At 73.3% G+C, this 25,633-nt stretch carries 21 protein-coding genes and 4 pseudogenes; 7 read left to right on the top strand and 18 right to left on the bottom strand.

What is annotated here, in order from left to right:
- Positions 1-26: 26 nt before the first annotated feature.
- A pseudogene (locus tag ACIGEZ_RS28345) lies at positions 27-717 on the top strand (hypothetical protein).
- Here the strand turns inward: ACIGEZ_RS28345 and ACIGEZ_RS28340 are convergent.
- Positions 648-1,544, bottom strand: coding sequence for a poly-gamma-glutamate hydrolase family protein (locus tag ACIGEZ_RS28340; RefSeq protein WP_399836301.1), 897 nt, complete (start codon positions 1,542-1,544; stop codon positions 648-650). The pseudogene ACIGEZ_RS28345 and the gene ACIGEZ_RS28340 sit on opposite strands and share 70 nt — an antisense overlap.
- Positions 1,545-1,696: 152 nt before the next feature.
- Here ACIGEZ_RS28340 and ACIGEZ_RS28335 point away from each other — a divergent pair, with 152 nt between their 5' ends.
- Positions 1,697-2,287, top strand: coding sequence for an exonuclease domain-containing protein (locus tag ACIGEZ_RS28335; RefSeq protein ID WP_399836299.1), 591 nt, complete (start codon positions 1,697-1,699; stop codon positions 2,285-2,287).
- On the opposite strand, the gene mmsB is transcribed toward ACIGEZ_RS28335, so the two are convergent.
- The 6 genes from mmsB to ACIGEZ_RS28305 form a co-directional block, all read right to left on the bottom strand.
- On the bottom strand, positions 2,284-3,513 hold the full coding sequence (gene mmsB / locus ACIGEZ_RS28330) for a multiple monosaccharide ABC transporter permease (protein WP_399836296.1): 1,230 nt from the start codon (positions 3,511-3,513) through the stop codon (positions 2,284-2,286). The two genes, ACIGEZ_RS28335 and mmsB, sit on opposite strands and share 4 nt — an antisense overlap.
- A 10-nt stretch (positions 3,514-3,523) precedes the next feature.
- On the bottom strand, positions 3,524-5,083 hold the full coding sequence (gene mmsA, locus ACIGEZ_RS28325) for a multiple monosaccharide ABC transporter ATP-binding protein (protein WP_399836293.1): 1,560 nt from the start codon (positions 5,081-5,083) through the stop codon (positions 3,524-3,526).
- Positions 5,080-6,189: a multiple monosaccharide ABC transporter substrate-binding protein gene (gene chvE, locus ACIGEZ_RS28320; protein ID WP_399836290.1), complete on the bottom strand. Its 1,110-nt coding sequence runs from the start codon at positions 6,187-6,189 to the stop codon at positions 5,080-5,082. Before chvE ends, mmsA begins: the two co-directional genes overlap by 4 nt.
- Before the next feature lie 2 nt (positions 6,190-6,191).
- Positions 6,192-7,190, bottom strand: a complete 999-nt coding sequence (locus tag ACIGEZ_RS28315) for a hypothetical protein (protein ID WP_399836288.1) — start codon at positions 7,188-7,190, stop codon at positions 6,192-6,194.
- Positions 7,191-7,315: 125 nt separating this feature from the next.
- A complete protein-coding gene (locus tag ACIGEZ_RS28310; protein WP_399836286.1) occupies positions 7,316-8,326 on the bottom strand; it encodes a zinc-binding dehydrogenase in 1,011 nt (336 codons plus the stop codon).
- Complete coding sequence (locus tag ACIGEZ_RS28305; RefSeq protein ID WP_399836284.1) at positions 8,323-9,477, bottom strand: mandelate racemase/muconate lactonizing enzyme family protein; 1,155 nt, start codon at positions 9,475-9,477, stop codon at positions 8,323-8,325. Before ACIGEZ_RS28305 ends, ACIGEZ_RS28310 begins: the two co-directional genes overlap by 4 nt.
- A gap of 197 nt (positions 9,478-9,674) precedes the next feature.
- Here ACIGEZ_RS28305 and ACIGEZ_RS28300 point away from each other — a divergent pair, with 197 nt between their 5' ends.
- Both ACIGEZ_RS28300 and ACIGEZ_RS28295 read left to right on the top strand, forming a co-directional pair.
- A complete protein-coding gene (locus ACIGEZ_RS28300; protein ID WP_399836281.1) occupies positions 9,675-10,457 on the top strand; it encodes an IclR family transcriptional regulator in 783 nt (260 codons plus the stop codon).
- The gene (locus ACIGEZ_RS28295; RefSeq protein WP_399836278.1) at positions 10,454-11,296 is read left to right on the top strand and encodes an SMP-30/gluconolactonase/LRE family protein; all 843 of its coding nucleotides are present in this window, start codon (positions 10,454-10,456) and stop codon (positions 11,294-11,296) included. Before ACIGEZ_RS28300 ends, ACIGEZ_RS28295 begins: the two co-directional genes overlap by 4 nt.
- Before the next feature lie 29 nt (positions 11,297-11,325).
- On the opposite strand, the pseudogene ACIGEZ_RS28290 reads toward ACIGEZ_RS28295, so the two are convergent.
- The 4 genes and pseudogenes from ACIGEZ_RS28290 to xylA all read right to left on the bottom strand — a co-directional run.
- Positions 11,326-11,570 (bottom strand): annotated as a pseudogene (locus ACIGEZ_RS28290) (GntR family transcriptional regulator); the annotation flags it as partial.
- Positions 11,563-12,726: a hypothetical protein gene (locus tag ACIGEZ_RS28285; RefSeq protein WP_399836274.1), complete on the bottom strand. Its 1,164-nt coding sequence runs from the start codon at positions 12,724-12,726 to the stop codon at positions 11,563-11,565. The pseudogene ACIGEZ_RS28290 and the gene ACIGEZ_RS28285, both read right to left, overlap by 8 nt.
- Entirely contained in the window at positions 12,723-13,355 is a 633-nt protein-coding gene (locus ACIGEZ_RS28280; RefSeq protein ID WP_399836272.1) for a hypothetical protein, read from the bottom strand. The genes ACIGEZ_RS28285 and ACIGEZ_RS28280 overlap by 4 nt, the downstream gene beginning before the upstream one ends.
- Before the next feature lie 82 nt (positions 13,356-13,437).
- Positions 13,438-14,607 carry a xylose isomerase gene (xylA, locus tag ACIGEZ_RS28275; protein ID WP_399836270.1) on the bottom strand — a complete coding sequence of 390 codons (1,170 nt, stop codon included), beginning with the start codon at positions 14,605-14,607 and terminating at the stop codon, positions 13,438-13,440.
- Between the two features lie 114 nt (positions 14,608-14,721).
- Here xylA and xylB point away from each other — a divergent pair, with 114 nt between their 5' ends.
- The gene (gene xylB / locus ACIGEZ_RS28270) at positions 14,722-16,197 is read left to right on the top strand and encodes a xylulokinase (RefSeq protein ID WP_399836266.1); all 1,476 of its coding nucleotides are present in this window, start codon (positions 14,722-14,724) and stop codon (positions 16,195-16,197) included.
- Positions 16,198-16,403: 206 nt separating this feature from the next.
- Here the strand turns inward: xylB and ACIGEZ_RS28265 are convergent, their stop codons facing one another.
- Together ACIGEZ_RS28265 and ACIGEZ_RS28260 are read right to left on the bottom strand one after the other, a co-directional pair.
- On the bottom strand, positions 16,404-17,654 hold the full coding sequence (locus ACIGEZ_RS28265; RefSeq protein WP_399836263.1) for an MFS transporter: 1,251 nt from the start codon (positions 17,652-17,654) through the stop codon (positions 16,404-16,406).
- Between the two features lie 82 nt (positions 17,655-17,736).
- Complete coding sequence (locus ACIGEZ_RS28260; RefSeq protein ID WP_399836260.1) at positions 17,737-19,392, bottom strand: IclR family transcriptional regulator C-terminal domain-containing protein; 1,656 nt, start codon at positions 19,390-19,392, stop codon at positions 17,737-17,739.
- Between the two features lie 134 nt (positions 19,393-19,526).
- Between ACIGEZ_RS28260 and ACIGEZ_RS28255 the strand changes: the two genes are divergently transcribed.
- Complete coding sequence (locus ACIGEZ_RS28255) at positions 19,527-20,711, top strand: 4-hydroxybenzoate 3-monooxygenase (RefSeq protein ID WP_399836257.1); 1,185 nt, start codon at positions 19,527-19,529, stop codon at positions 20,709-20,711.
- Here ACIGEZ_RS28255 and ACIGEZ_RS28250 read toward each other — a convergent pair.
- The 5 genes and pseudogenes from ACIGEZ_RS28250 to ACIGEZ_RS28230 all read right to left on the bottom strand — a co-directional run.
- The gene (locus ACIGEZ_RS28250) at positions 20,684-21,622 is read right to left on the bottom strand and encodes a tellurite resistance/C4-dicarboxylate transporter family protein (protein WP_399836255.1); all 939 of its coding nucleotides are present in this window, start codon (positions 21,620-21,622) and stop codon (positions 20,684-20,686) included. The genes ACIGEZ_RS28255 and ACIGEZ_RS28250 overlap by 28 nt on opposite strands.
- 193 nt (positions 21,623-21,815) lie before the next feature.
- Positions 21,816-22,460 (bottom strand): lactate utilization protein C, encoded by a 645-nt coding sequence (locus ACIGEZ_RS28245; RefSeq protein ID WP_399836252.1) that lies wholly within the window; start codon positions 22,458-22,460, stop codon positions 21,816-21,818.
- Positions 22,457-23,875 (bottom strand): lactate utilization protein B, encoded by a 1,419-nt coding sequence (locus ACIGEZ_RS28240; RefSeq protein ID WP_399836249.1) that lies wholly within the window; start codon positions 23,873-23,875, stop codon positions 22,457-22,459. Before ACIGEZ_RS28240 ends, ACIGEZ_RS28245 begins: the two co-directional genes overlap by 4 nt.
- Positions 23,872-24,594 carry a (Fe-S)-binding protein gene (locus tag ACIGEZ_RS28235; protein WP_399836246.1) on the bottom strand — a complete coding sequence of 241 codons (723 nt, stop codon included), beginning with the start codon at positions 24,592-24,594 and terminating at the stop codon, positions 23,872-23,874. The genes ACIGEZ_RS28240 and ACIGEZ_RS28235 overlap by 4 nt, the downstream gene beginning before the upstream one ends.
- Positions 24,595-24,611: 17 nt before the next feature.
- Positions 24,612-24,926, bottom strand: a pseudogene (locus ACIGEZ_RS28230) (MarR family transcriptional regulator); the annotation flags it as partial.
- Here ACIGEZ_RS28230 and ACIGEZ_RS28225 point away from each other — a divergent pair.
- Positions 24,858-25,628, top strand: a pseudogene (locus ACIGEZ_RS28225) (MFS transporter); the annotation flags it as partial. The pseudogenes ACIGEZ_RS28230 and ACIGEZ_RS28225 overlap by 69 nt on opposite strands.
- Positions 25,629-25,633 lie beyond the last annotated feature (5 nt).

Below are 25,633 nucleotides of genomic sequence, written 5' to 3'. Positions count from 1 at the left end.
GGCTTCGCCACGCGGCGGGCGCCCATGTGCCCGACCGCGCCCGGATGCTGGCCAGGGTCGAGCGCGGCATGGCCACGGTCCCGTCCGCGGCCCCCGTGCGTCCCGTCGGCCTGGGCCCCGCACCCTGGCTGAGGACGGCCTGCGCGGCCCTGGCCGTTGCCGCGGTCGTCGCGGGCGGCGGCTTCGCCGTGACGGCGCTTGACGGCCCTCCCGGCCGGCCGTGCCCGCGGCCGGCGTGACCGCCCCCGCCCCGTTGCCTCACCGCCACCGGCGTCATCGACCCCGCCAGCAACCGCTACTGGGCCCAGAGCGACCTCACCCTGACCACCGCGCAGCCGCTGACCGCACTCACCGTCGAGCTGCGGGTCGCCCAGACCGGCGGCGTCGCCGGCACCGGCAACTGGCGCACCCTGCCCGCCGAGGACTTCACCGTCTCGGCACACGAGCAGGCCGGCTTCCTCGTCTACCGCTGGATCCTCAGGCCTGGCCGCACGGCGCCCGCCGGCCGGCATGTCTTCGCCGCCCAGTACGACCACGCCGAGGGCGCGGCGGGACGCCCGAGCCGACGCGTACACCGTGACGGCCACGGACGGCTCCGGACGCCGGGGCGCCGTACGCGGCGGGTTCGCGCCTCCGACGGAGCGGCCTCAGCGGGCGAGGCCGCGCTCGTGGTCGGTGATCCCCTCGCGCACGGCGTCGACGAAGCCGTTCCAGTAGCGGGCCGCGTCGGGGTTGCCGGTGCTCGGCACGCCGGCGGTCGTCCGGCGCTTGGAGCCGCTCGAGAAGTCGCCGAACATCGCCCTGCGCAGCGCGGTGGATATCTCCAGCTGGGCGCCGGCGGCGGTGCGCGTGCGGTTGACGATGTTCATGGGGTGGTTGCCGTCGATGCCCGGGTCGGTGCCCCCGACGACCACGGTCACGCCCAGGTCGGTGGTGAGGCCGTGCCGGGCGAAGGCCGCGGCCAGGTTGAGCTTCAGCCGCTGGTCGAGGCCGCCGATGACGATCCGCTTGGCGTTGGCGTCGTCGTCCGGCTCGAAGCCGTGCAGCGAGACGGCGTACAGGTTGTTGGCGCAGACCGCGAGGGCGGCCGGGTCGTCGCAGTGCGTCGAGGTGACGTGCTGCGCGGCCGAGTTCGCCAGCGCCTCGAACATCCAGTAGTCGCGCTGCACCAGGCCCGCCACCGCCGCGTCCGCCGGGTCGGTGTCCGCGTCGAAGGGCTTGTAGCCGGCGATCGCCATGCACAGCTCGCTGGTGCCCGCCTCGATGCCGCCGCCGTGCGGCGTGACGATCGCCGTGCTGCTGACGGTGACGCTCGTGGTGCGGGCGTTGTCCGCGAGCTGGACCGGGGCGCCGCAGCGGAAGCGGCGCATCCAGTCGATGCCCTCCTTGTCGGCGGTACGCGTGTACAGCTCGGTGTTGGAGGCGTACAGGTCGGCGGCGGCGGCGGGCGTGGCGCCGTTGCCGACGACGGCGTTCAGGGTGGGCAGGCTCGCCGCCACGGCGGCGACGGAGGTGAGGACGGTGCGTCTGCTGGTGAACTTCATGGCCTGATCCTGCACGACGCCTTTCCGCACCCTCGCGAGGGGTGCCCCTGAACATGACAATTCTACGCTCGTCCATGGGCCCGCCCGTCGCCGGAAGGCCCCGACGGTAAATGGGGATGCCGCAGTCCGGGCCGCTTCCCTAACCTGGCGCCATGGACAGCACCCCCGCCCTGCTGAACGTCATCGATGTCGAGGCCACCTGCTGGGACGGCCGGCCGCCGCCCGGTGCGGTGAGCGAGATCATCGAGATCGGGCTCACCGTCGTCGACCTGACGGCACGACGCCGCGTGTCCCGGCACGGCATCGTGGTGCGGCCGGCCCGTTCGGAGGTCAGTGCCTTCTGCACGGAACTGACCGGCCTGACACCGGACGACGTGGCCGGCGGGGTGACCTTCGCCGACGCCTGCCGGATCCTCGCCGACGAGCACGACGCGCGGCAGCGCCCCTGGGCGAGCTGGGGCGACTACGACCGCAACCAGTTCGACCGCCAGTGCCGTGCCACCGGGGTGGCCTACCCGTTCGGTCGCCCGGCGGAGCGCGGCCACACCAACGCCAAGGCCGCCTTCACCGAGGCGTACGGCCTGCGCAAGCGCCCCGGCATGGCGGGAGCACTGCGCATCGCCGGGCTCCCGCTGGAAGGCCGCCACCACCGGGGCGAGGACGACGCCTGGAACATCGCCGCCCTCGTCCTGGACCTGGTGGACCGCGACGCCTGGGACGGCCGGGCCGTGTCCTTGGGCTAGCGGCCGACCCGGCGCTTGTTCCACACGTCGAAGCCGACCGCCGCGAGCAGGACGAGGCCCTTGATGACCTGCTGGTAGTCCGTGCCGATGCCGACCAGGGACATGCCGTTGTTGAGGACGCCGAGCACCAGGCCGCCGATCACCGCGCCCATCACCGTGCCGACGCCGCCGTTCATCGACGCGCCGCCGATGAACGCGGCCGCGATCGCCTCCAGTTCGAAGTTGAGGCCGGCCTGTGGCGTGCCCGCGTTGAGGCGGGCCGCGTAGACGCAGCCCGCGAGGGCTGCCAGGGCGCCCATGTTCACGAAGACCAGGAAGGTGACCCGCCGGTCCTTGACGCCCGAGAGCTTCGCCGCCGCCTTGTTGCCGCCCAGGGCGTAGACGTGCCGGCCGACGACCGCGTTGCGCATCACGTAACCGAGGCCGATCAGCAGCGCACACATGATGAGCATGACCACCGGCACGCCGTGGAAGCTCGCGAGCGTGAGCGTGAAGGCGGTGACCGCGGCCGTCATCGCGACGCACTTCAGCACCCACAGGCCCGTCGGCAGCACGTCGAGCTCGTACGCCAGCTGCCGCTTGCGGTCGCGCGTCTCGCGCAGCAGGAGGAGGACGACCGTCACCAGGCCGAGGAGGAGCGTCGGGTTGTGGTACTGCGTGTACGGGCCCATCTCGGGGATGAAGCCCTTGGCCATGTTCTGGAAGCCGTCGGGGAACGGCGCGAGCGAGCGGCCCTCGAGGAAGATCTGGGTCAGGCCGCGGAACAGCAGCATGCCGGCCAGCGTCACGATGAAGGACGGGATGCCGAGGTACGCGATGAAGTACCCCTGCCACGCGCCGGCGAGCGCCCCGACGAGGAGGCAGAGCGCGAGAGCCGCCGGCCAGGGCACGTCGTGGCGGACCATCAGCACCGCCGCGAGCGCCCCGACGAACGCGGCGAGCGAGCCCACGGACAGGTCGATGTGGCCGGCCACGATGACGATCATCATGCCCATGGCCAGGATCAGGATGTAGCTGTTCTGCTGCACCAGGTTGGAGACGTTGTTCGGCAGCAGCAGCGTGCCGTCGGTCCAGATCTGGAACAGCACGACGAGGGAGGCGAGCGCGACGAGCATGCCGTACTGGCGCATGTTCGCCCGGACGCCCCGCAGGAGCAGTGCGGCGGCCGACGGCTGCGCGGCCTGCGGTGCCGCCTTGTCGGGCGCGGAAGAGGTCGAGACGGTCATGGCGGGGCCCTCAGCTTCGGCTCTTGGTCATGTGGCGCATCAGGGTTTCCTGGTCGGCGTCGGCACGGGTGACCTCACCGGTCAGCCGGCCCTCGGCCATCGTGTAGATCCGGTCGCACATCCCGAGCAGCTCCGGCAGCTCGGAGGAGAGGAACAGCACCGCCCTGCCCTGCGCGGCCAGCCGGTCGATCACGGTGTAGATCTCGTACTTGGCGCCCACGTCGATGCCGCGGGTCGGCTCGTCGAGGATCAGCACCCGCGGGTCGGCGTGGATCCACTTGCTGAGCACGACCTTCTGCTGGTTGCCGCCGGAGAGCCGGCCGACCTCCTCGAAGACGGTCGGCGTCTTGATGTTCATGGTGGAGCGGTACCGCTCGGCGACCCGGCGCTCCACGAGCTCGTCGACGACCCCGCGGCGCCGCATCCCGGGCAGCGAGGCCAGCGAGACGTTGCGGTGGACGGTGTCGCCGAGGACGAGGCCGTAGCGCTTGCGGTCCTCCGTCACGTACGCGAGTCCGGCGGCGATCGCCCGCGGCACCGTCCCCGTGTCCGTCTCGTGGCCGTCGATCTCCACGCTGCCCGCCGCCCACCGCCCGTACGAGCGGCCGAAGAGCGACATCGCGAGCTCGGTGCGGCCCGCGCCCATCAGGCCCGCGATGCCGACGATCTCACCCCGGCGGACGGTCAGCGACACGTCGTCCACGACGGTGCGCCGCGGGTCCGCCGGGTGGTGCACGGTCCAGCCGTGCACGGCGAGCGCCACCCTGCCGGCGTCCTCGCCCTCGTACGGGGTGCGCTCGGGGAAGCGCTGGTCGAGGTCGCGGCCGACCATGCCGCGGATGATCCGGTCCTCGGAGAGCCCGGCCGGGGCGTCCGGGGACGGGCGGACCGGCAGCGTCTCGACGGTGCGGCCGTCGCGCAGCACCGTCACGGTGTCCGCGACCCGCCGTATCTCGTCCAGCTTGTGGGAGACGAGGACGGAGGCGATGCCCTCGGCGCGCAGCTCCAGGATCAGACCGAGCAGCTTGGCGCTGTCCTCGGCGCCGAGCGCCGCCGTCGGCTCGTCGAGGACGAGCAGCCGCACCTCCTTCGACAGGGCCTTGGCGATCTCCACCAACTGCTGCTGCCCGACGCCGAGTTCGGCCACGGGCGTCGCAGGGTTCTCGGGCAGCCCGACCCGCCCGAGGAGCCGGCCGGCGCTGCGCAGCGTCTCGTTCCAGTCGATCCGGCCGCGCCGGGTCCGCTCGTTGCCGAGGAAGATGTTCTCGGCGATCGACAAGTGGGGGACGAGCGCCAGCTCCTGATGGATGATCACGATGCCGCGCCGCTCGCTCGCGCGGATGTCCCGGAACGCGACCGGCTCGCCCTCGAAGCTGATCTCGCCCTCGTACGAGCCGTGCGGGTGCACGCCGCTGAGGACCTTCAACAGGGTGGACTTCCCCGCGCCGTTCTCCCCGCACAGCGCGTGGACCTCGCCGGCCCGCACGGTCAGGTCGACCCCGCTCAGCGCGGTGACCCCGGGGAAGGTCTTGGTGATGGACCGCATCTCCAGGACCGCGGGCCCGGTCATGAGAGCTGTCCCGCGGTGAAGTAGCCCTCGCGGACCAGGAGCTGGGTGTTCGTCCGGTCGATGCTGACCGGATCGAGCAGGTAGGAGGGAACGGTCTTCTTTCCGTTGTCGTAGTCGTCGACGTTGTTGACCTCGGGCTTCCGGCCGTTCAGGACGGCGTCGCCCATCGCGACCGCGCGGGCGGCCAGCTTGCGGGTGTCCTTGAAGACGGTCTGCGTCTGCTCGCCGCGCATGATGGACTTCACCGACGCGAGCTCGGCGTCCTGCCCGGTGACGACGGGCAGGGGCCGGTCCGCGGTGCCGTAACCGGCGCTCTTGAGCGCGGAGATGATCCCGATGGAGATCCCGTCGTACGGCGAGAGGACCGCGTCGACGCTCTCCTCGGCGTAGTTCTTGCTGATCAGGTCGTCCATCCGCTTCTGCGCGGTGCCGCCGTCCCAGCGCAGGGTCGTGGTCTGGTTCAGCTTCGTCTGGCCGCTGCGCACGACCAGCCGGCCGCTGGAGAGGTAGGGCTGCAGCACCTTCATGGCGCCGTTGAAGAAGTACCGGGTGTTGTTGTCGTCCGGCGAGCCGGCGAACAGCTCGATGTCGTACGGCTTCCCCGCGCCCTTCACGGGCGCGCCCAGCTTCAGCCGCTCCACGATGTACGCCGCCTGGAGCTCGCCGACCCGCTCGTTGTCGAAGGAGGCGTAGTAGTCGACGTTCGCGGTGCCCATGATGAGCCGGTCGTACGAGATGACGGGGATGCCCGCCTCGTGCGCCCGCTTCAGGACCTCGGTGAGCGCGGAGCCGTCGATGGCGGCGATCACGAGGAGCCGGCGGCCCTTGGTGATCATGTTCTCGATCTGGGCGATCTGGTTCTCGACCTTGTCGTCGCCGTACTGCAGGTCGGTCGCGTAGCCGGCCTTGCGGAACTGCTCGGCCATGTTCTCGCCGTCGGCTATCCACCGCTCGGAGGACTTGGTGGGCATGGCGAGGCCGATCGTGCCGCCCTTGCCGGCGTCGGGATGGTAGCGGCTGCCGCCGCGGGCCTCCTGGCCGCAGGCGGCCAGGAGTGTGGTGAGCAGCGCGGCCACGGCTGCGGCACGCAGGGTGCGGGTGCGCATGGTCAGTTCCCTTCGGGGGCTTCGGGGGCTTCGGGGGTTTCCGGGACGGGGAAGCGGCGGAGCTCGCCGGGGTGCCGGGAGCCGAGCGGGGACATGCCTCCGTCGGCGCCGTGTCGGGCCAGCAGATCGAGGGCGAGGCGGCCGCGCCGCACCCGCTCACGCGCCGTCGCCAGGGCGTGTTCGCGCAGATGGGCGCCGTACGGGTAGATCCCGGCGGACCTGCTCAGGCCGAACTTGAGGTACAGCGGCGCGCCGCGCCGGATCAGCTCCGCCGTCTCGTACATGCGGACGTAGCCGCCGAGGTCGTCGGGGGCCTCGACATACAGGTCCATGGGGGCGCGGCTGGCCCGGCGGATCTCGCTGAGGTGGTCGAGGGTGAGGTCGGAGGGCACGTTGAGCGAGTCGGCGCCGAGGTGCTCGTACACGGCGTACGAGGCGGGGTTGACCGGCCCGATGAGCGCGGAGGCCTTGAAGGTGGTGTCGGCCGGCAACGCGCCCGCCGCGCGCAGCCGGTGCAGGGTCCACAGCACGCCCTCGTCGGCGACGAGCAGGCAGCGGACGCCCGACTCGACGGCGCGCAGGGCGTCTTCGACGCAGCCGGCGAGCGCGTCGTGGCCGCGGGCGCGCAGCCCGGCGCCGCCGGAGTCGGTGCGGGTGGCGGCGCCGATGTCCCAGGTGCCGCGTGGTCCGGTGAACAGGCAGAGCTCGACGCCGTGTTCGGCGCAGCCGTCGACCATCTCGGTGATCTCGGCGTCGGTGAGCATCCACACGCCGCTGCCCTGGCTGATCCGGTGCACGGGCACGCCGAGGCGGGTGCTCTCCTTCAGGACGACGGCCAGTGCCTCCGGGCCTTCGACGGAGGGGATCTCGGTCCGCCAGGTACCGCCGTCGGGGAAGGCGTGCGGGGAGGCGCGGGCGGGGTCGAGCGTGGGGAAGGAGTGGCCGATCCGGGCGAGCGCGTCGGCGCCGGGACGGCGGGTGGGTTTCGGGTGCGGGGTCACGCGTCTCCTCGGGGCGAGTCGGTCGTGATACGGGGATTCCTCGGGTGGTTCGGGATGTCGGACGAAGTTCGGGGATACGGCACCAGCCACGGCCCGGCTGGACGACATGCGCTCCGGCCGCCCCCTCAGGGGCGCAGCAGCACCTTCCCGACGGCCGGGTCCCCGCCGCCCACCAGGGCGACGGCCGCGCCGAACTCCTCCAGCGGGAACTCATGGGTGACCAGCGGCCCGGGATCGAGCAGGCCCCGGCCGAAGGCGCTCACCGCGTCGGCCCAGGCCACGGACGGCGCCCCGAAGACGCTGCGCACTTCCAGCTGGCTCACCGACAGGTGGACGGGGTCGATCCCGGCGGCCCCCTCGGTGAACATGCCGGTCAGGACCACCCGCCCGCCCCGCCGGGCGAGGAGGCACGAGGAGGCGGCGGTGGAGGGCGCCCCGGCGGTCTCCACGACCAGGTCGAAGCGGCCGTGCGACGCGGTGGCCTCCTCCGGGGTGAGGGCCTCGTCGGCGCCGTGCCGCAGCGCCAGTTCGCCGCGCGCCGCCCGGGGGTCGACCACCGTGAGTTCGGCGGGGGAGGAGCCGGCCAGCCACTGGACGGCGAGCAGCCCCAGCGTGCCGGCCCCCACCACCGCGATCCGCTCGCCCGGCCGGGGACGCCCGGCCCGTACCGCCGCGGCGATCACGGCGGCGGGTTCGACGAGGGCGGCGGCGCGCAGGTCGGCGCCCTCGGGCAGCGGGTGCAGCAGCCGCGAGGGGACGAGCAGATGGTCGGCGAAGGCGCCCGGCTCGGTGAAGCCGGTCTCCGCGTACCCCGCCGTGCACAGACTGGTCTCCCCGTGCCGGCACCGCTCGCACCTTCCGCAGGAGCGGAAGCCCTCGGCGACGCAGCCCCGCCCCAGGAGGGAGGTGTCGACCCCGTCGCCGACCGCCTCCACCGTGCCGGCCCACTCGTGGCCAGGAACGACGGGGTAGCGGACGAAGCCGGGGGCGCGATGCCCGTCGTACAGCTCCCGGTCGCTCAAACAGATGCCCGCGGCGGCGACCCGCACGAGGACCTCGCCGGGGCCAGGCTCGGGGATCTCCCGTGTCACGAGCCGGTGCCGGCCGGGTGTGAGGACCACCACCGCACGGCTCACCGCGGCGTCCTCCGCTCCCAGCCCTCGGCCCACAGGTCGAACCGGGCCCGCTGCTGCGGGAACTCGGCCGCCGCGTCCACGTCGAGCTCGACGCCCAGGCCGGGTGCGTGCGAGATCGCGAAGCAGCCCGTCTCCGGATCCACCTCGGGCGCTCCGTGCACCACCTTCTTGATCTCGGCGTCCGCGAAGTCGTTGAAGTGTTCCAGGATCTTGAAGTTCGGTGTGCAGGCGGCGAGTTGGAGTGAGGCGGCGGTGAGCACCGAGCCGCCGACGTTGTGCGGTGCCACCGTCACGTAGTGGGCCTCGGCGGTCGCGGCGAGCTTGCGGGTCTCCAGGATGCCGCCGATGTGCCCGAGGTCCGGCTGGATGACGTCCGCCGCCTGCGCCTCGAACAGCTCCCGGAACTCGATCCGGTCGTGGATCCGCTCGCCGGTCGCGATCGGCAGGTCCACTTTGGCGGCGACCTTCTCCAGGGCCTTCAGGTTCTCCGGCGGGACCGGTTCCTCCAGCCAGGCCGGCCGGAACGGCGCCAGGTCGCGGGCCAGCCGTACCGCCGTGGAGGGGGAGAAGCGCCCGTGCATCTCCAGCATGAGTTCGGCGTCGGGGCCGATCGCGTCGCGGACTGCCTCGATGAGGGAGACCGCGTACCGGGTCCGCTCGGCGTCGAGTTCGAAGTGGCCGGTGCCGAACGGGTCGATCTTCAGCGCCCGGTAGCCGCGCGCCACCACGCCACGGGCGGCTTCGTGGTACGCCTCAGGGGTGCGCTCGGTGGTGTACCAGCCGTTCGCGTACGCCTTGACCCGGTCCGTGACCTTGCCGCCGAGCAGCTGCCAGACCGGCACGCCGAGCGCCTTGCCCTTGATGTCCCAGCAGGCCATCTCGACGACGGCTATGCCGGACATGACGATCTCGCCGGCCCGGCCGTAGTCGCCGTACTTCATCCGGCGGACCAGGTCCTCGACGGCGAAGGGGTCGGAGCCCGCGATGTGGTTGGCCTGCGCCTCCCGCAGATAGCCGACGAGCGCGTCGGTGCGGCCGAGCATGCGTGTCTCGCCGACGCCGGTCAGGCCCTCGTCGGTGTGCACGAGCACATACGTAAGGTTCCGCCAGGGTGTTCCGACGACATGTGTGGTGATTCCCGTGATCCGCACGGTGAGCGACTCCCTGGTTGTTCGAAATTTCGTCACCTGTTCGAAATGGTGGCGCGACCGTAAGGGAGGCCCTCCGCGCTGTCAACGGGGTGCGCACGGCTCGGCCGTGGCCATTGCCTCCTCAACGTCCGCGTGGTTAGCCTTCGTTCGAGATGACGGCCGTCGGCCGAGATATCGAACATGAGGGGGTGGCGGTCATGGGACGTCTCGTGCCCGCGGTGGCCAGAGCATTCGACATCCTGGAGCTGTTCCTCCAGGGCGAGGAGACCTTCTCCGCCCCGGAGATCACCCGCAGGCTCCAGCTCCCGCGCACCACCACCCACGAGCTGCTCTCCACCCTGACCGCCCGCTGCTACCTCGCGCCCGTCCCCGAACAGCCCGGCCGCTACCGCCTCGGCGTGCGTACGTACCAGCTCGGCAGCCGGTACGCGGAGCAGCTCGACCTCGCCGCCGAAGGCCAGGCCGTCGCCCGCGAGGTCGCCGAGACCTGCGGCGAGACCGTCCACGTCGCCGTCCTGGAGGACACCGACGTCATCTACATCGCCAAGGTCGACTCCACCCATGCCGTGCGCATGGTCTCCGCCGCCGGCCGCCGCCTGCCCGCCCACTGCACGGCGGTCGGCAAGATGCTGCTCGCCGCACTCCCCGAGGCCGAGCTCGACGCCCGCCTCGCCGGTCACCCCGAGGGCCGCCCGCTCGCCGCGCTGACCCCGGACAGCATCACCGAACCGGACGCCCTGCGGGCCGCCCTGGCCGAGACCCGGACCCGCGGCACCGCCGTCGAGCACCGCGAGTCCAATCCCGACGTCAGCTGTGTCGCCGCCCCCGTACGCGACCGGGCGGGCCGGGTCGTCGCCGCCCTGTCCATCTCCGTGCCCGTCATCCGCTGGACCGAGGAGCGCGAGACGGAACTCGCCGCCCTCGCCGCCAAGGGCGCCGACGACCTCTCCGTCCGCCTCGGCCACCGGGGCGTGCGGTGAGCCCCGAGACAGCGGTCCGCGAGTCCGCCGAACTCGGCGAGGGCCCCACCTGGGACGAGGCCGGCGCCCGGCTCCTGTGGGTCGACATCCTCGGCTCCCGCATCCACACCTACGAGCCGGCCGGCGGCCGCCGCACCGTCCTCGCCACCGACCAGCACGTCGGCGCGGCGAAACCCCGTGCCGGTGGCGGCATCGTCGCCAACCTGCGCGACGGCGTCGGCCTCTACGACACCGACGGGGCCTTCTCCTGGCTCCGCCACCATCCCGTCCCCGGGCGCCGGGGCAACGACGCCGCCGTCGCCCCGGACGGCAGCCTGTGGGCCGGCACCATGCGCTACGACGAGGCGCCCGGCGGCGGCGACCTCGTCAGGATCGCCCCCGACGGCCGTGCCACCCCGCTGCTCGACCCGGTCACCATCAGCAACGGCATCGGCTGGAGCCCGGACGCGAGCCTCGCGTACTACGTCGACACTCCCACCCGCCGCATCGACATCCTGCGGGTTGCGGACGAACAGGTCGTCGAACGCCGGGAGTTCGTCACCGTCGGGCAGCGGGACGGCTACCCCGACGGGCTCGCCGTCGACGCCGAGGGCTGCGTCTGGGTCGCGCTCTGGGACGGCGGCGCGCTGCACCGCTACTCCCCGCACGGCGCGCTCGACCGGATCGTCCCGCTCCCCGTCGCCCGGCCGACGGCGTGCGCGTTCGGCGGCCCGGGCCTGCGCGACCTGTACGTGACCACGGCACGAAGCGGCCTGGCCCAGCCGGAGCCGCTCGCGGGCTCGCTGCTGGTCTTCCCGGACATGGGCGAGGGGCTGCCGGCCGCGCCGTTCACCGGCTGACCGACAGCCCCTGGGCATGGGCGTTTGGTTCACGGCCTGCGGAGCGACGGCGGGCGGCGGGTCGGCGCGGCCTGCCGGCGCCCGCGCAGTGGCCGACCAGGCCCGGCCCGTCCGGCACCCTCGACGTCCCCGCCGACCGCCAGCCGCAGGATCTCCTCGTGCTCGGCGGCCTCCCGCTCCCAGGGGGGGCCGCGGCCCACGCCACGGTGGACACCGGGGCGGCCTGGTCGCGGACCTCGTCGAGCATCCGGCCGGGCAGCGGGTCGTCAGCAGGACGGCCGCTGCGCCGCCCTGCTGAGCACGCTCGCCGGCGGCCCGAACTCCAGGCGTACGGAGTCGTTGCGCGGCAGGACCAGGGCGACCCCGTCGGCCCGGCTCCAGCGCGCGGGCACGAGGACGTACTGGTTGCCCGACTGCAGGATGAGCACCAGCCCGTCGTAGCGGTAGCCGTAGGCGGCCTTGTCGTTGCCGCAGCGGGTCTCGCGCACGCCGGGACCGCTGATGCTGAGGCTGTGCTCGCTGTAGACCACGGTGGAGGGCTGCTCGGCGAGCGCGGCCGTGAAGCGCTGGGCCCGGGTCGTGCCGACGGAGGCGGCGTAGTCTCCGGCGGCCCAGACCAGGCCCAGCATGACCAGCGCGAAGACCACGGTCCATTCGACGAGGGTGGCCCATTCGGGGCGCGGGGCGGGAGGGGGAGAGGGCGGGGAAGGGGGCGGGGACGGGGAAGCGGCCGGCGTGGGGGAGGGGGCGTCGCCGTCGGTGGCGACTGCGGTGGTCTCGGTCGACTCGGCGGTTTCGGTGGTTTCGGCCGCGGTGCCGGTCGCCTCGATGGCGTCGGCCGCTGGAGGGGCCGGTGGTGGGCCCTGGGCGTCCTGCGGGGCGTCCTGGAGGGCGCCCTGCGCGGCGGCCTCCACGGGCTCCTCCGCCTGGTTCGCCGTCGCGGCCCCATCCCCCGCCACCGCGACCGCCCGGCCCAGGTGTCGCGCGTACACCAGCAGCATCACCCCGACGGACAGGCTCAGCGGGGCCAGGGTCAGGACACTGCTGAGGAAGGTCGTCGTGAAGGTCGACCAGAGGCCCCCGAGCGTCAACAGGAATCCGAGCACTGCCACAGCCGCCGTCGCACCGCGCAGCACGGACCGCCGTAGCCGCGTCGCAAGTCTGCGCCACACCAGGTCGTGCCCCCAGAACACGACCACACCGACGGTCGCGGTCACCGTCATCGGCACCCACAGGGCGTCCAGGCTGCGCATCAGGTAGTCGGCCGTGCCGAAGCCGAGGAGCGTGGAGTGCACCCTGAAATACGCGAAGAACCAGTAGGCGTGGTAGTAGCCGAAGTAGTAGAGCAGTGCGGTGACCAGGCTCGTCGGCGCGGCGATCGCGCCGACGACCGTGCCGAGCCGGCCGAGGCCGCCGACACCCTCGTTCATGAGGCAGGGGCGGTGGTCTCGGTGGACGGCGAGGACGGGTCGGTCGGCGAGGTGCCCGGGTCCCCGGTCTCCTCCGGTCCCTCGGTCTCCTCCGGCCCCTCGGTCTGCTCCGGTCCGCCGGTCTCCTCGGGCCCGCCGGTCTCCGTCTCGATGACCTCAGGACCCTCAGGGCCGCAGACGCCCACCACGTACACGGTCCGGTGCCGCTTGACCCAGGTGCCTGCCGAGGGCTCCACGTGGTCGTAGCCGCACGGACCCTCGGACCTCTGTCCGTCCACCGTACGGTAGACGCGGACCAGGTCCACGCAGAGCGTGCCGTCCTTGCACTCGGCTACGAACGCGTCCTTGATGTTCTTCCAGTTGCCGGGCCCCTCCGGGCTCCTGTCGTCGAACAGGAAGCCGTTCCTGCCCCACTCGGGGATCTTCAGCGGATTGGGCTTGGCGCCACCGTTGTCGCCTCCGCTTCCCCCCGGCCCGCCGCCGTTCCCGGGCCCCGGCACCCCTCCGCCGCTGGTCCCGCCGCCCGGGCCGCCGCCCGCTTCGTCGCCCGTGTCGTCGCAGGCCACGGCGACCGGCAGGCAGAGAAGAAGGGCGACGACCAAGCGGGCGACGCTCGTTGAAGTCCCCATTGCGCATCACCCTTCCCCCGAAAGTGGTGGTGTCGGGAGAATGGCACAAACAGGGAAGCCCGTACAGCCAATTGGCAGCGGCTCAGCGCACCGCGAGCAGATGCTCGAGAGCGAGCTGGTCGAGGCGCTCGAAGGCCATCGAGCGCTCGGCCGCCGCGTTCGCGTCGAAGGTCTCGTACGCCGTGGGGTCACCCAGCAGACCGGCGAGACCGTCCGTGGCGGTGGGCACGGCCAGTTCGTCGAGACGGGAGGCGGCGAGGGCGTCCCGGACCTCGGGGTCGGCGCGGAAGGCGGCCGCGCGCTCCTTGAGGATCAGGTAGTTGCGCATGCAGTTCTTCGCCGACTCCCACACCCCGTCGATGCCGTCGGTGCGTACGGGCTTGAAGTCGAAGTGCCGCGGCCCCGCGTAGCCGGCCGTCTCCAGGAGGTCGACGAGCCAGAAGGCCTGGCGAAGGTCGCCCGCCCCGAAGCGGAAGTCCTGGTCGTACTTGATACCGGACTGCCCGTTGAGGTCGATGTGGAACAGCTTGCCGGCCCACAGCGCCTGCGCGATGCCGTGCGGGAAGTTCAGGCCGGCCATCTGCTCGTGGCCCGTCTCAGGGTTCACGCCGACGAGACCGGGGCGCTCCAGGCGTTCGATGAACGCGAGGGCGTGGCCGATCGTCGGCAGCAGGATGTCGCCGCGCGGCTCGTTCGGCTTGGGCTCGATCGCGAAGCGCAGCTCGTAACCCTGCTCGGTCACGTACTGCCCGAGCAGGTCGAAGGCCTCCTTCATCCGGTCCAGGGCCAGGCCGACGTCCTTGGCCGCGCCCGACTCGGCGCCCTCCCGGCCGCCCCAGGCCACGTACACGGAGGCGCCGAGCTCCACGGCGAGGTCGATGTTGCGGATCGTCTTGCGCAGGGCGAAGCGGCGCACGTCGCGGTCGTTGGCGGTGAAGGCGCCGTCCTTGAAGACGGGGTGGGTGAAGAGGTTGGTGGTGGCCATCGGCACCTTCAGGCCGGTGCGGTCGAGCGCGCCCCGGAACCGCTTCACCGCGGTCTCCCGCTCGGCCTCGTTCGCCCCGAAGGGGATGAGGTCGTCGTCGTGGAAGGTGACGCCGTACGCGCCGAGGGCGGCGAGCCGCTCCACCGACTCGACCGGGTCGAGCGCTGGGCGGGTGGCGTCCCCGAACGGGTCCCGGCCCTGCCAGCCGACGGTCCACAGGCCGAAGGTGAAGCGGTCGTCGGGGGTGGGGAGGAGATGCTGCGGCATGTCCGGCTCCTTCGTGGCGAGGCTGGCCGCCAGATTTGTTTTCTGAGATAACTAATACCGTCAGGGTGAGCCGGGCGCCAGTGCCCGCACCTGGGGAACGAGAAGAGGTGGCCCATGACCGCACGCCCGGTGGTGATCGGCGTCGACAGCTCCACGCAGTCCACGAAGGCCGCGATCGTCGATGCGGAGACCGGCGCCCTGCTCGCCGTCGGCCGCGCCCCGCACACCGTCACGGGCGGCGACGGGGCCCGCGAGACCGACCCCGAGATCTGGTGGACCGCCCTGGCCCGGGCCGTCTCCGCCGGCCTGAAGGAGGCCGCCGTGCCGCCCTCCGCCGTCACCGGCATCGCGGTCGCCGGACAGCAGCACGGACTCGTCACCCTCGACGCGGCCGGCCGCCCGCTGCGCCCCGCCCTCCTGTGGAACGACACCCGCTCCGCACCCCAGGCCGCCGCCCTCGCCCCGGCGCTTGGCGGCCCCGACGCCTGGCTCGCCCGCACCGGCTCCGTGCCCGTCGCCGCCATGACCGCCGCGAAGTGGCAGTGGCTGCGCGCGCACGAACCGGGCACCGCCGCACGCGCAGCCGCCGTTCGCCTGCCGCACGACTTCCTCACCGAACGCCTCTCGGGCGAGGCCGTAACCGACCCCGGCGACGCCTCAGGGACCTGCTGGTACTCCACCGCGGACGCCGCCTACGACCACGGCCTGCTCGACCTGCTCGGTCTCGACCCCGCGCTACTGCCGGCCCTCGCGCCCACCGCCGCCACGCGCGCCGGCACCCTGACCCGGGCCGCCGCCGACGCCCTGGGACTCCCCGGCGGCGTGGTCGTCGCCGCCGGAACGGGCGACAACATGGCGGCCGCCGTGGGGCTCGGCCTCGGCGCCGGCGGACTCCTGGACCACCCGGTCGTCAGTCTCGGCACCTCGGGCACCGTCTTCGCCGCCACCCGCACCCGCCCCGCCAGCCCCGGCATCGCCGGTTTCGCCGCCGCCGACGGAACCTTCCTGCCGCTCGGCTGCACCCTCAACTGCACCCTGGCCGTCGACAGGATCGCCGGACTCCTCGGTCTCGACCGCGAGGACGCCGAGCCCGGCGACGGCCTCGTCCTCCTGCCGTACCTCGACGGCGAACGCACCCCCGACCTGCCGCACGCCACCGGCCTCCTCACCGGCCTGCGGCACACCACCACCCCGCGCGCCCTGCTCGGCGCGGCCTACGAGGGCGCCGTCTTCACCGTGCTGCGCGCCCTCGACGAACTCCTCGCCGCCTGCGGACTCGACCCCGCCGACCCCGCCGTACGCGAACGCCCCCTGCGCCTCATCGGCGGCGGCGCGCGCGGCCGGGCATGGACCGAGACGGTGCGCCGGCTCTCCGGGCGGCCCCTCCTCGTCCCCGCCGCCACCGAGCTGGTCGCCCTCGGCGCCGCCGCGCTGGCGGCGGCGGCGGTCGGCGGGACCGACCCGGTGGCGCTCGCCGCCGCCTGGGGTGCGGGGGAGGGGAAGGCGCTGCCCCCGGTGGCGCGGGACGAGGAGACCTGGGCGCGCATCGAAGGGGTGCTCGACCGGGCGGCGCCCGCGCTGCTGAACTGAGCCCCTCACGAACGCGGCTCGTGCCCGACGCGTACGACCCGCATCCGGACCTCGACTTCAGCCCGCTGCGCGGTGACGCCCCGCCCGCGCCGGACGGCTGGGGTCAGGCGGCCTGACCACCCGTGTCATGTCGCTACTCCAGCGGCCACGCGATGCACCCACACTGTTCCATGCCACGGGGAAGGCTGCCGGCACCTGCTCCCTGGTCATCTCGTCGCTTCCGCAGCAACGCCCGGCTGCGGCCGGGTCCGCATACCCCAGCGGGCAAGAGATGGGCCGGCAGCACCCAGCATGGCGAAGAACAACGCCAGCAGCAGCCAGCCCGCCGTGCCGAGGCCCAGCACCACCGTGGTGAGGATCGCAGGGGCAAGAGCCTGGCCCGCGTTGAAGCCGAGGCCGAGGACACCTTGGTACTGGCCCTGGGCATGGTCGGGGGCAAGACCGAAACCCAGGGCGAAGCACGCCGAGGACTCCCAGACCTCTCCCAGGCTGTGGACGAAGATCGCCGCCAGGACCAGTCCTGCTGCCGCCCAGACAGGGGCGTACGCCGCCAGCGCCATCGTCGGGCAGCTGACGAGGAAGAGCAGCCCCGCAGTGCGAAACGCCCTGCCGCCGTCGTACGGGGTCTCGATACGGGAGCCGATCCTGGTCTGCATCAGTACGCAGAAGACGGAATTGACTGCGAACAGCGCGGCCACCGTCCAACGCGGCGTTTCGGTGTGCTCGGAGATCCAGATCGGCAGGAGCAGGGAGACCACCGGGTACTGCAGTCCCATGGCCCCGTAGAGGGCGGTGAACGTCAGGAACGGACGGTCCGCGAAGACGAGCCAGCGCCGCTGCCGCGGCGGCGCTGGCAGCACCGGATAGCGGGGCAGCAGAAGCAGAAGCACCGCGCACAGGGCGAAGCTCGCCGCGTTGCCGAGAATCAGCGTGACATAGGCGCCACGGGTGTCCGCGGCCAGCGCCAGCCCGGCGCCCACCGTTCCCAGGACGACGCCCAGGTTGACGAAGGTGCGCAGTTTCGCCCGGAACACGGCCGGTCGCTCACCCCCGACCCGGGCCACCAGAGCCCCCCACGCCGCCCCTCCGACCGCCGCGGCGATCTGGTCGACCGTCGCGATGATCGTGAGCGCGGCCCAGCTCTCGACGAGGACGAGGGCCGCCATCGATACCGCCTGGACCGCGAGGGCCAGCATCATGATCACGCGTGCGCCGCGCCGGTCAGCGAGATGACCCCCGGGTATCCCCGCGCACAAGCCGATCACTCCGGCGATGGTGAGCGCGGCGCCGACCTGCACCGCAGGCAGGCCCACGACCAAGGTGAAGTAGAGCGCCGACGCCGCGTTGAACAGACCATTGCCGACCCGGTTGACGAAACTGGCGGCGACCAGCACGCGCTCCGGCCCACTGTCCCCCGCCATCCGGCCTATTCGACCTGCCAAACCGCCCTTGATCATGGACCGCAGGCTAACAGCGCCGCAGAACCCGTCGCAGTCGTGCGAAGATCGCGTGCCCAGCGCGTCCTGGAGGACGAGGAGATCAGTACGCCGGAACCCGGGCGAACCGCTCCGTGACGTGCAGATCCGCCTCGATGCCGCCGATCGCGGCCGCAAGCTCCGGCAGGACCTCCGCCTCGCACTCCTCGCGCGACCTGCGGCTGCTGTGCAGGGCGACGTTGACGGCGGCGACGGCCGCTCCCGTGCGGTCGTGGACCGGCATCGCGATCGACCGCAGCCCCTCCTCCAACTCCTCGTCGACGAGCGCGTAACCCTGCCGCCCCACCTCCGCGAGGACGGCGGCGAGCTCGGTCCGCCCCGTCACCGTGTACGGGGTGAGGGCGCGCAGCTCCGTCCGCGCGAGGCGCGCCGTGCGCTCCTCGGCGGGCAGGCCGGCGAGGAGCACGCGGCCCATGGAGGTCGCGTACGCGGGGAAGCGCGTCCCGATGGTGATGTGGACGTTCATGATGCGGCTGGTCTCGACCCGGCCGGTGTACTGGACCTCGTCGCCCACGAGCACGGCCAGCGAGGTGGACTCGCGCACCCGGTCGGCCAGGCCCGCGAGATGGGGCTGTGCGATCCGGGTGAGGGTGGTCCGGGACAACGGCGCGAAGCCCAGCGACAACACGCGCGGCGTGAGCCGGAACTCCCGGCCGTCCACCGCCACACAGCCCAGGTGCTCCAGGGTGATCAGGGCCCGCCGCGCGGTGGCCCGCGCCAGGCCGGTGGCCTCGGCGACGGCCGTCAGGGGCAGGGCGGCACGCCCCTCGCCGAACGCCGTGAGGACGGTCAGACCGCGCGCCAGCGACTCGACGAACCCGCGCCCCAACTCCTGCTTGGACGCGCCCGTCCAGCCGGCGAGCCCGCTCGGCGCGACCGGGGCGGCCGCCGGCGCCTCCCGCAGCACCCGCTCCATCCCGCCCGCGGCCGCGAGCAGCCGGGGCAGCAGGGCCGTCCGCAGCGAGGCGGCGTCGTGCCGGCTGGTGTGGCTCACGGCGCTCAGCACGCAGGCGATCCGGCCGCCGGCCGCACGTACCGGCACGGAGAGCGCCACGAGCCCCGGTTCGATCAGCTGGTCGTCGACCGCCCAGCCGCGCTCCCGCGCCTCGGCGGCGCGCTGCTCGAAGTCCCCGGCGCCGACCGGCCGCGGGGGTACGGGGGGAAAGCCCCGGTCCTGCGGATCGGCGGCCCGGCGTTCCCGCCACCGGGCCCACCCGGCCTCGTCCCATTCGGAGGCGAACACGGCCCCGGGCGCGGTGCGTTCGGCGGGCAGCAGGTCGCCGATGCGGAAGCTGACGGCCATCGCGCGCCGCCGGGTCGCCTGGCGGACGAGGCGGATGCCGTCGCCGTCCGCGACCGCGAGCGACACCGACTCGTCCAGTTCGTCGGCCAGCGCGTCGGCGCGCCCGCCGAGCAGGTCCGGCAGCCGCACCGAGGCCAGGTACGCGTTGCCCAGTTCCAGCAGACCCGGCGCGAGGACGACATCGCGGTCCTCGATCCGTACGTATGCCATGCGGGCGAGGGTGCCGGTGACCCGGTCGACCGTCGACCGGGCGAGCCCGGTGGCGCGCTCCAGCTCGCCGACCGTCATCCGCCCGCCCGCGTCCGTGAGCCGGCGCAGCACACCGATCCCGCGGATGAGCGGGGTCACGGCCTCGGGCGGCGCGCTGGCGATCGGGTCGTGGTGCGTCGCTGGCATGCGCTCTCCGTCCGTTGACAGGCGCACCCGGCCGCGCCCACACTCCCAGCATAGTGAAGGTCTCTTCACTATGCGAACAGCCGTCAGGCCCGCGGCAACGCACAGCAGACAGACCGACGCGACGAGGAGACCCCATGCACACCACCGTCGGCATCATCGGCGGCGGCCCCGCCGGCCTGCTCCTGGCCCGCCTGCTCCACCGCGCGGGCATCGACAGCGTCGTCCTGGAGAGCCGCGACCGTGGCTACGTCGAGCGGCGCCAGCGCGCCGGCATCCTCGAACAGGCGACCGTCGACGCCCTGCGCGCCGCCGGCGCGGGCACCCGCCTCGACGCCGAGGGCATTCCGCACGACGGCATCGAACTGCGCCACGACGGCCGCGCCACGCGCATCGACTTCCCCGCTCTCACCGGCGGCCGCCGGGTCTGGGTCTACGCGCAGACCGAGGTCGTCAAGGACCTCGTCGCCCTCCAGGTCGCCCAAGGCGGCCCGCTGCTCTTCGAGGCCGAGGTCACCGCCGTCGAGGGAGCCGACACCGAGCGCCCCCTGGTCCGCTACACCCACCAGGGCCGCCGCCACACCCTCACCTGCGACTACGTCGTCGGCTGCGACGGCTTCCACGGCGTCACCCGCCACGCCGTCCCCGAAGGCGAGCGGCGCACCTTCACCCGTACCTACCCCTACTCCTGGCTCGGCATCCTCGCCGAGGCCCCGCCCGTGTACGACGAGCTGATCTACGCGCACTCGGAGCGCGGCTTCGCCCTCGCCAGCATGCGCTCGCCGTCCGTCAGCCGCCTCTACCTCCAGGTGCCCGACGGCACCGACCCGGCCGACTGGCCGGACGAGCGGGTCTGGGACGAACTCGACGCCCGCCTCGCCCTGCGGGGCGATCCCGCCTGGCGGCTCAGGCGCGGGCCCGTCACCCAGAAGTCCGTCCTGCCGATGCGCAGCTCGGTGACCGAGCCCATGCGGTACGGCCGGGTGTTCCTCGCCGGGGACGCGGCTCACATCGTCCCCCCGACCGGCGCCAAGGGCCTCAACCTGGCCGCCGCCGACGTCGTCGTCCTCGCCCGCGCCTTCGCCCACCTCAAGGACACCGGCTCCACCGGGCTGCTCGACGCCTACTCGGACACCTGCCTGCGCCGGGTCTGGCGGGCCGAGCACTTCTCGTACGTCATGACCACCACCCTCCACGCCGACCCCGGCCAGTCGCCCTTCGACACCCGCCTCCAGCTCTCCCAGCTGGACCGGATCGCGGGCTCACCGCACGCCGCCGCCGAACTCGCCGAGAACTACACCGGCCTCCCCATCGACGCCTGACGCACCAGGCCGTACGCGGTGAGCAGCCAGACCGCGGCGCCGGTCCAGAGCAGCACCCGCCCGAGCGGATCCAGCCACCCGACCCCTGTCGGGACCGCCGAGAACAGGCAGGCGACCGCCGTCATGCCCACCGGGAAGACCGTGGCCCAGCGCCGCACGTCGTATGCCGGGCGGGGGCGCGCCACCTCGGCCGCGGCCAGGACGGCGCACCAGGCGAGGGACAGGCCGAGGAGTACGAGGGTGGTCGTCCGCAGCGCCTCGTGCGCCGCCCCGGTCCACACGCCCGTGGCGAGCAGCTTGGCCCCGGCGAGCGCCGAGATCGCGAGCGACCCGCCGGCCACCCACTGGTCGCCCGCTCCGGTCACGACCTGGTGCGGGTCGAAGCGGACCAGGGCGTCCACGTACAGCACGAGCCCGAGGACGAACAGCACCAGACCCGCCCACGCGAGCCACCGGCCGTAACGCGGCGCGAGGGTGCCCGCCACGACGACGAGCCCCTGGGTCGCCACGCAGATCAGGAAGGCCCCGCCGGGCATGTGATGCCCGAGGTGCCGCAGCACCGTCGGCAGCAGCGTCACCCACGCCACGGCGGCGAGGGCCAGCAGCGCCACGGCGAGCGGCCCCCACCCGAGCTGCGAGAACCGCACCCCGAGGACGGAGGTGGCGGCGACGGCGGTCAGCGCGGGCGGGGTGTCCGCCCGCGCCTCCCAGCCGCGTCGGTCGCTCAGGAAGAGGGCCGCGAACGCGCCGGCGAGCAGGAGCCACACCGCCGCGGCGAGCCAGAGCGCCACCAGCGAGAGCACCTCGAAGCCGGCCGGATGGAACCCGATGGAGAGGATGCCGGTGGCCATCACCGCCGCCCCCGCGACAGGCGGCAGCGCGGCCGACCAGGGTGCGGGGCGATCGTCCATGCCCCCATCCCAGCGTCCCCCGCCGGGCCCCGCCACCGGAGCCTCGCCGGAGGCCCTGCCTGCCACCGGTCAGCGGTGGGCGAGCAGCCCCGCCGCGGGCAGCGGCTCGTCGTCGTGGTCGAACAGCGCCTGCTTCTCCCTGCCGTTGCCCGAGGCCGGGCCGGCCGGGTCCCAGCCGTTGCTGCCAGGTGCGTCAGGCGGTCAGGAGGACGACCTCGAGGCGGCGCGGGCCGTGCACGCCCTCCACCCGGTCCAGCTCGATGTCGCTCGTCGCCGACGGCCCGGAGATCCAGGTCAGCGGCCGCGTGGGGTCGAGCCGGGGCAGGGCGAGCGGCACCGAGGCCACCACCTGCGCCGGCACCCGGACGACACACAGATGCAGATCGGGCACGAGGGTGAGGGCGCGCCGCCCCTGCCCCGCGCCGCCGTCCAGGACGATCGTCCCCGTCTCGGCCACGGCGACGGCGCAGCCGGTCACCACGGCATCGGTGGCGTCCAGCCGGTAGGGCGTCAGCGACCCGTCGTCGGCACGGAGTTCGACGCCACCGTCCAGGCCCGACAGCCACTCCTCCGGCAGCGATGGCGGTACGGCGACACTGCGCGCCCCGTGCTCCGCGAGCAGCCGGGCCACCAGGCCCGGGAGCCCTTCGGCGCCGGTGCGGTGCACGACGGCCCGGTAGTCGGCCAGGTTCGCGTGGAGCAGGTCGACGAGGGCGGCCGGATCGTCAGGGGCGTGCCGTTCGCGATAGCGGCGTTCGGGCTCGGGCGCCTCGGGCGCCCGGGCGACGGCGTTGCGGATCCGGGCCAGGATCCGGTCCCGGGAGGAGGAGTCGGTCACGTACGGTTCCTCCTCCACCAGTCGCGGAACGACTCCGCGGGCACCTCGGGCAGGTCACGGCTCGCGGTCCAGGCCCCGGCGCCCGGCGGCCGTTTCGGGTGCAGGGCGCGGGTCCTCGCCGCGATCCGTTCCCCGGCGGCGAGCACCCCGGGCCGGTCGAGCACCCACCCGGCCGCCTTCATGGCGACCCGCTCCAGTCGGTGGCCGGGCCCGCCCTGCCCGGCGACCCGCTCCCGGAGATGGACCAGCACCTCGGGGATGTCGATGGCGACCGGGCACACGTCGTAGCAGGCCCCGCAGAGTGAGGAGGCGTACGGCAGGGAGGCGTCGATCTCGCTTGCTGTGCCGCGCAGCTGGGGGGTGAGGATCGCGCCGATCGGGCCGGGGTAGACGGAGCCGTACGCGTGGCCGCCCGCCCGTTCGTACACCGGGCAGACGTTCAGGCAGGCCGAGCAGCGGATACAGCGCAGCGCCTGCCGGCCGACCTCGTCGGCGAGGACGTCGGTGCGCCCCGCGTCGAGCAGCACGAGGTGGAAGGTCTGCGGCCCGTCGCCGTCGGTGGTGCCGGTCCACATGGAGGTGTAGGGGTTCATCCGCTCGGCCGTCGATGAGCGCGGCAGCGTCTGGAGGAACACCTCCAGGTCCCGCCAGGTGGGCACCACCTTCTCGATGCCGACGACCGAGATGAGGGTCTCGGGGAGGGTGAGGCACATCCGGCCGTTGCCCTCGGACTCGACGACGACGAGGGTGCCGGTCTCGGCGACCATGAAGTTGGCCCCGGAGATGCCGACCTTGGCGCGCAGGAACTTCTCCCGCAGGTGCAGCCGGGCCGCCTCCGCGAGCTCGGCGGGCGTGTCGGTGAGGTCCTCGGGCGCCGGCCGGCCCCACGCGCCCATGCGGGTCCGGAAGATGTCGCGGATCTCGCCCCGGTTGCGGTGGATGGCGGGGACCAGGATGTGCGAGGGGCGGTCGTCGCCCAACTGCACGATGAGTTCGGCGAGATCCGTCTCGTAGGCGCGGATGCCCTCGGCCTCCAGGGCCTCGTTGAGGCCGATCTCCTGGGTGGCCATGGACTTGACCTTGACCACTTCGGTCTCGCCGGTCGCCTTCACCAGGTCGGCGACGATCCGGTTGGCCTCGCCGGCATCCGCCGCCCAGTGGACCGTGCCGCCCGCGGCGGTCACCGCCTCCTCCAGCCGGAGGAGGTGGCGGTCGAGCTGACGCAGCGTCCGGTCCTTGATCGCCTTCCCGGCTTCCCGCAGCTCCGCCCAGTCGTCGAGTTCGGCCACGGCCCGGGCCCGCTTGTCGCGGATGGTGTGGGTGGCGTGCCGCAGATTGCCGCGCAGCCGTTCGTCGCGGACGGCGTCGTGCGCGGCCTCGGGGAAGGACGGCATTCCCACGAACGTGCCGCTCATGCCAGGGGCTCCTCTTCCGTGCTCGCCAGGATCTCCGCCAGGTGGACCGGTCGCATCTCGGGGATCACCTTCATCCGGCTCATCGTGCCACCCAGGTGCATCAGACAGGAGTTGTCCGCCCCGCACAGCACCTCCGCGCCCGTCGACACCGCGCTGCGCACCTTGTCGGCGCCCATGGCCGCCGACACGTCCGCGTTCTTCACGGCGAAGGTCCCGCCGAATCCGCAGCACTCCTCCGCCCCCGGCAGGTCGACGAGCTCAAGGCCCCTGACCGCCTCCAGGAGCCGCCGCGGCCGGTCGCCGAGCCCGAGCAGCCGCAGGCCGTGGCACGAGGGGTGGTAGGTGACCCGGTGCGGGTAATACGCGCCGACGTCCGTCACACCGAGCACGTCGACCAGGAACTCCGTCAACTCGTAGGTGCGCGGGCCGAGTTCCGCCGCGCCGGCGCCGAACGGCGCGTAGTGCCGGCGGACCATGGCCGCGCACGAGCCGGAGGGGGTGACGACGTACTCGTACCCCTCGAAGGCACGTACCGTGCGCCTGACGAGGGGAGCGGTCGCGGCGCGGTAGCCGGTGTTGAACTGCGGCTGGCCGCAGCAGGTCTGCGCGGCGGGGAAGTCGACGGTCACCCCCAGGCGTTCGAGCAGCCGGACGGTAGCCACCCCCGTTGCCGGGAACAGGGCGTCGTTGACGCAGGTGACGAACAGGGCGACGCGCATGCGGGGTTCCTCCCGGATCAGGGGCGCGGCCAGGGCCGCCCGTCGAGTCGTTCGATGTCCCGGTTGAAGCGTTTCAGGGTGGCGGCGAAACCGGCCACCTCCTCGGGTGTCCACTCTTCCAGCACCCGCTCCAGGCCCTGGATGTTGAAGGCCCGGTCGGCGTCGAGGCGCCGCTCGCCCTCGGCGGTGATGCGGAACTTGCGGGCGATCCCGCCGTCCGGGTCGGGGATGCGCTCGACAACGCCGGCGCGGAGCATCGCCGCTGGGGCAGCGCCACCACCCTCGGCCTCTTCGCCGCGGCGGCCGTCGTCCTGCTCGCCTGGGGACGCTGGGAGCTGCGCACCCGCGACCCGCTGGTCGACCTGCGCGTCACCGCCCGCCCGCAGGTCCTCATGACCAACGCCGCCTCGATCCTGGTCGGCTTCGCGATGTACGCCCAGTCGCTCGTCGTCCCCCAGCTGCTCCAGCTGCCCGAGGCCACCGGCTACGGCCTCGGCCAGTCGATGATGGCCATGGGCCTGAGGATGGCCCCGGCGGGCCTGATGATGGTCCTGGCCCCGCTCGGCGCCAAGCTCTCCGCCGCCCGCGGCCCCAAGGTCACCCTCGCCGTCGGCAGCCTCGTCATCGCCCTCGGCTACCTGTCCTCGCTGCTCCTCATGGGCTCCACCTGGGGCCTGCTCGCCGTCACCCTCATCTGCAACACCGGTGTCGGCCTCGCGTACGGGGCGATGCCCGCGCTCATCATGGGCGCCGTGCCCCAGCAGGAGACCGCCTCCGCCAACAGCTTCAACACCCTGATGCGCTCCATCGGCAGCTCCGTCTCCGCGGCCGTCATCGGCGTCGTCCTCGCCCAGCTGACCACCGACTTCGGCGGCCACCCGCTGCCCTCGGAGGACGGCTTCCGCGTCGCCCTGCTCATCGGCGGCGGAGTCGGCCTCGCAGCGGCGGCCGTGGCCGCCCTCATCCCCGTACGCCCGCTGCCGGCGCCTGCACCGGCGAAGGAGCCGGTGGCGGCGACGGAGACCGCGGCCTGAGCAGC

It is taken from the genome of Streptomyces sp. NPDC085481 (assembly GCF_044541845.1).
Classification (GTDB): Bacteria; Actinomycetota; Actinomycetes; order Streptomycetales; family Streptomycetaceae; genus Streptomyces.
The sequence above is the reverse complement of the archived record's forward strand: the minus strand, read 5'-3'. Positions and strand labels throughout refer to the sequence as shown.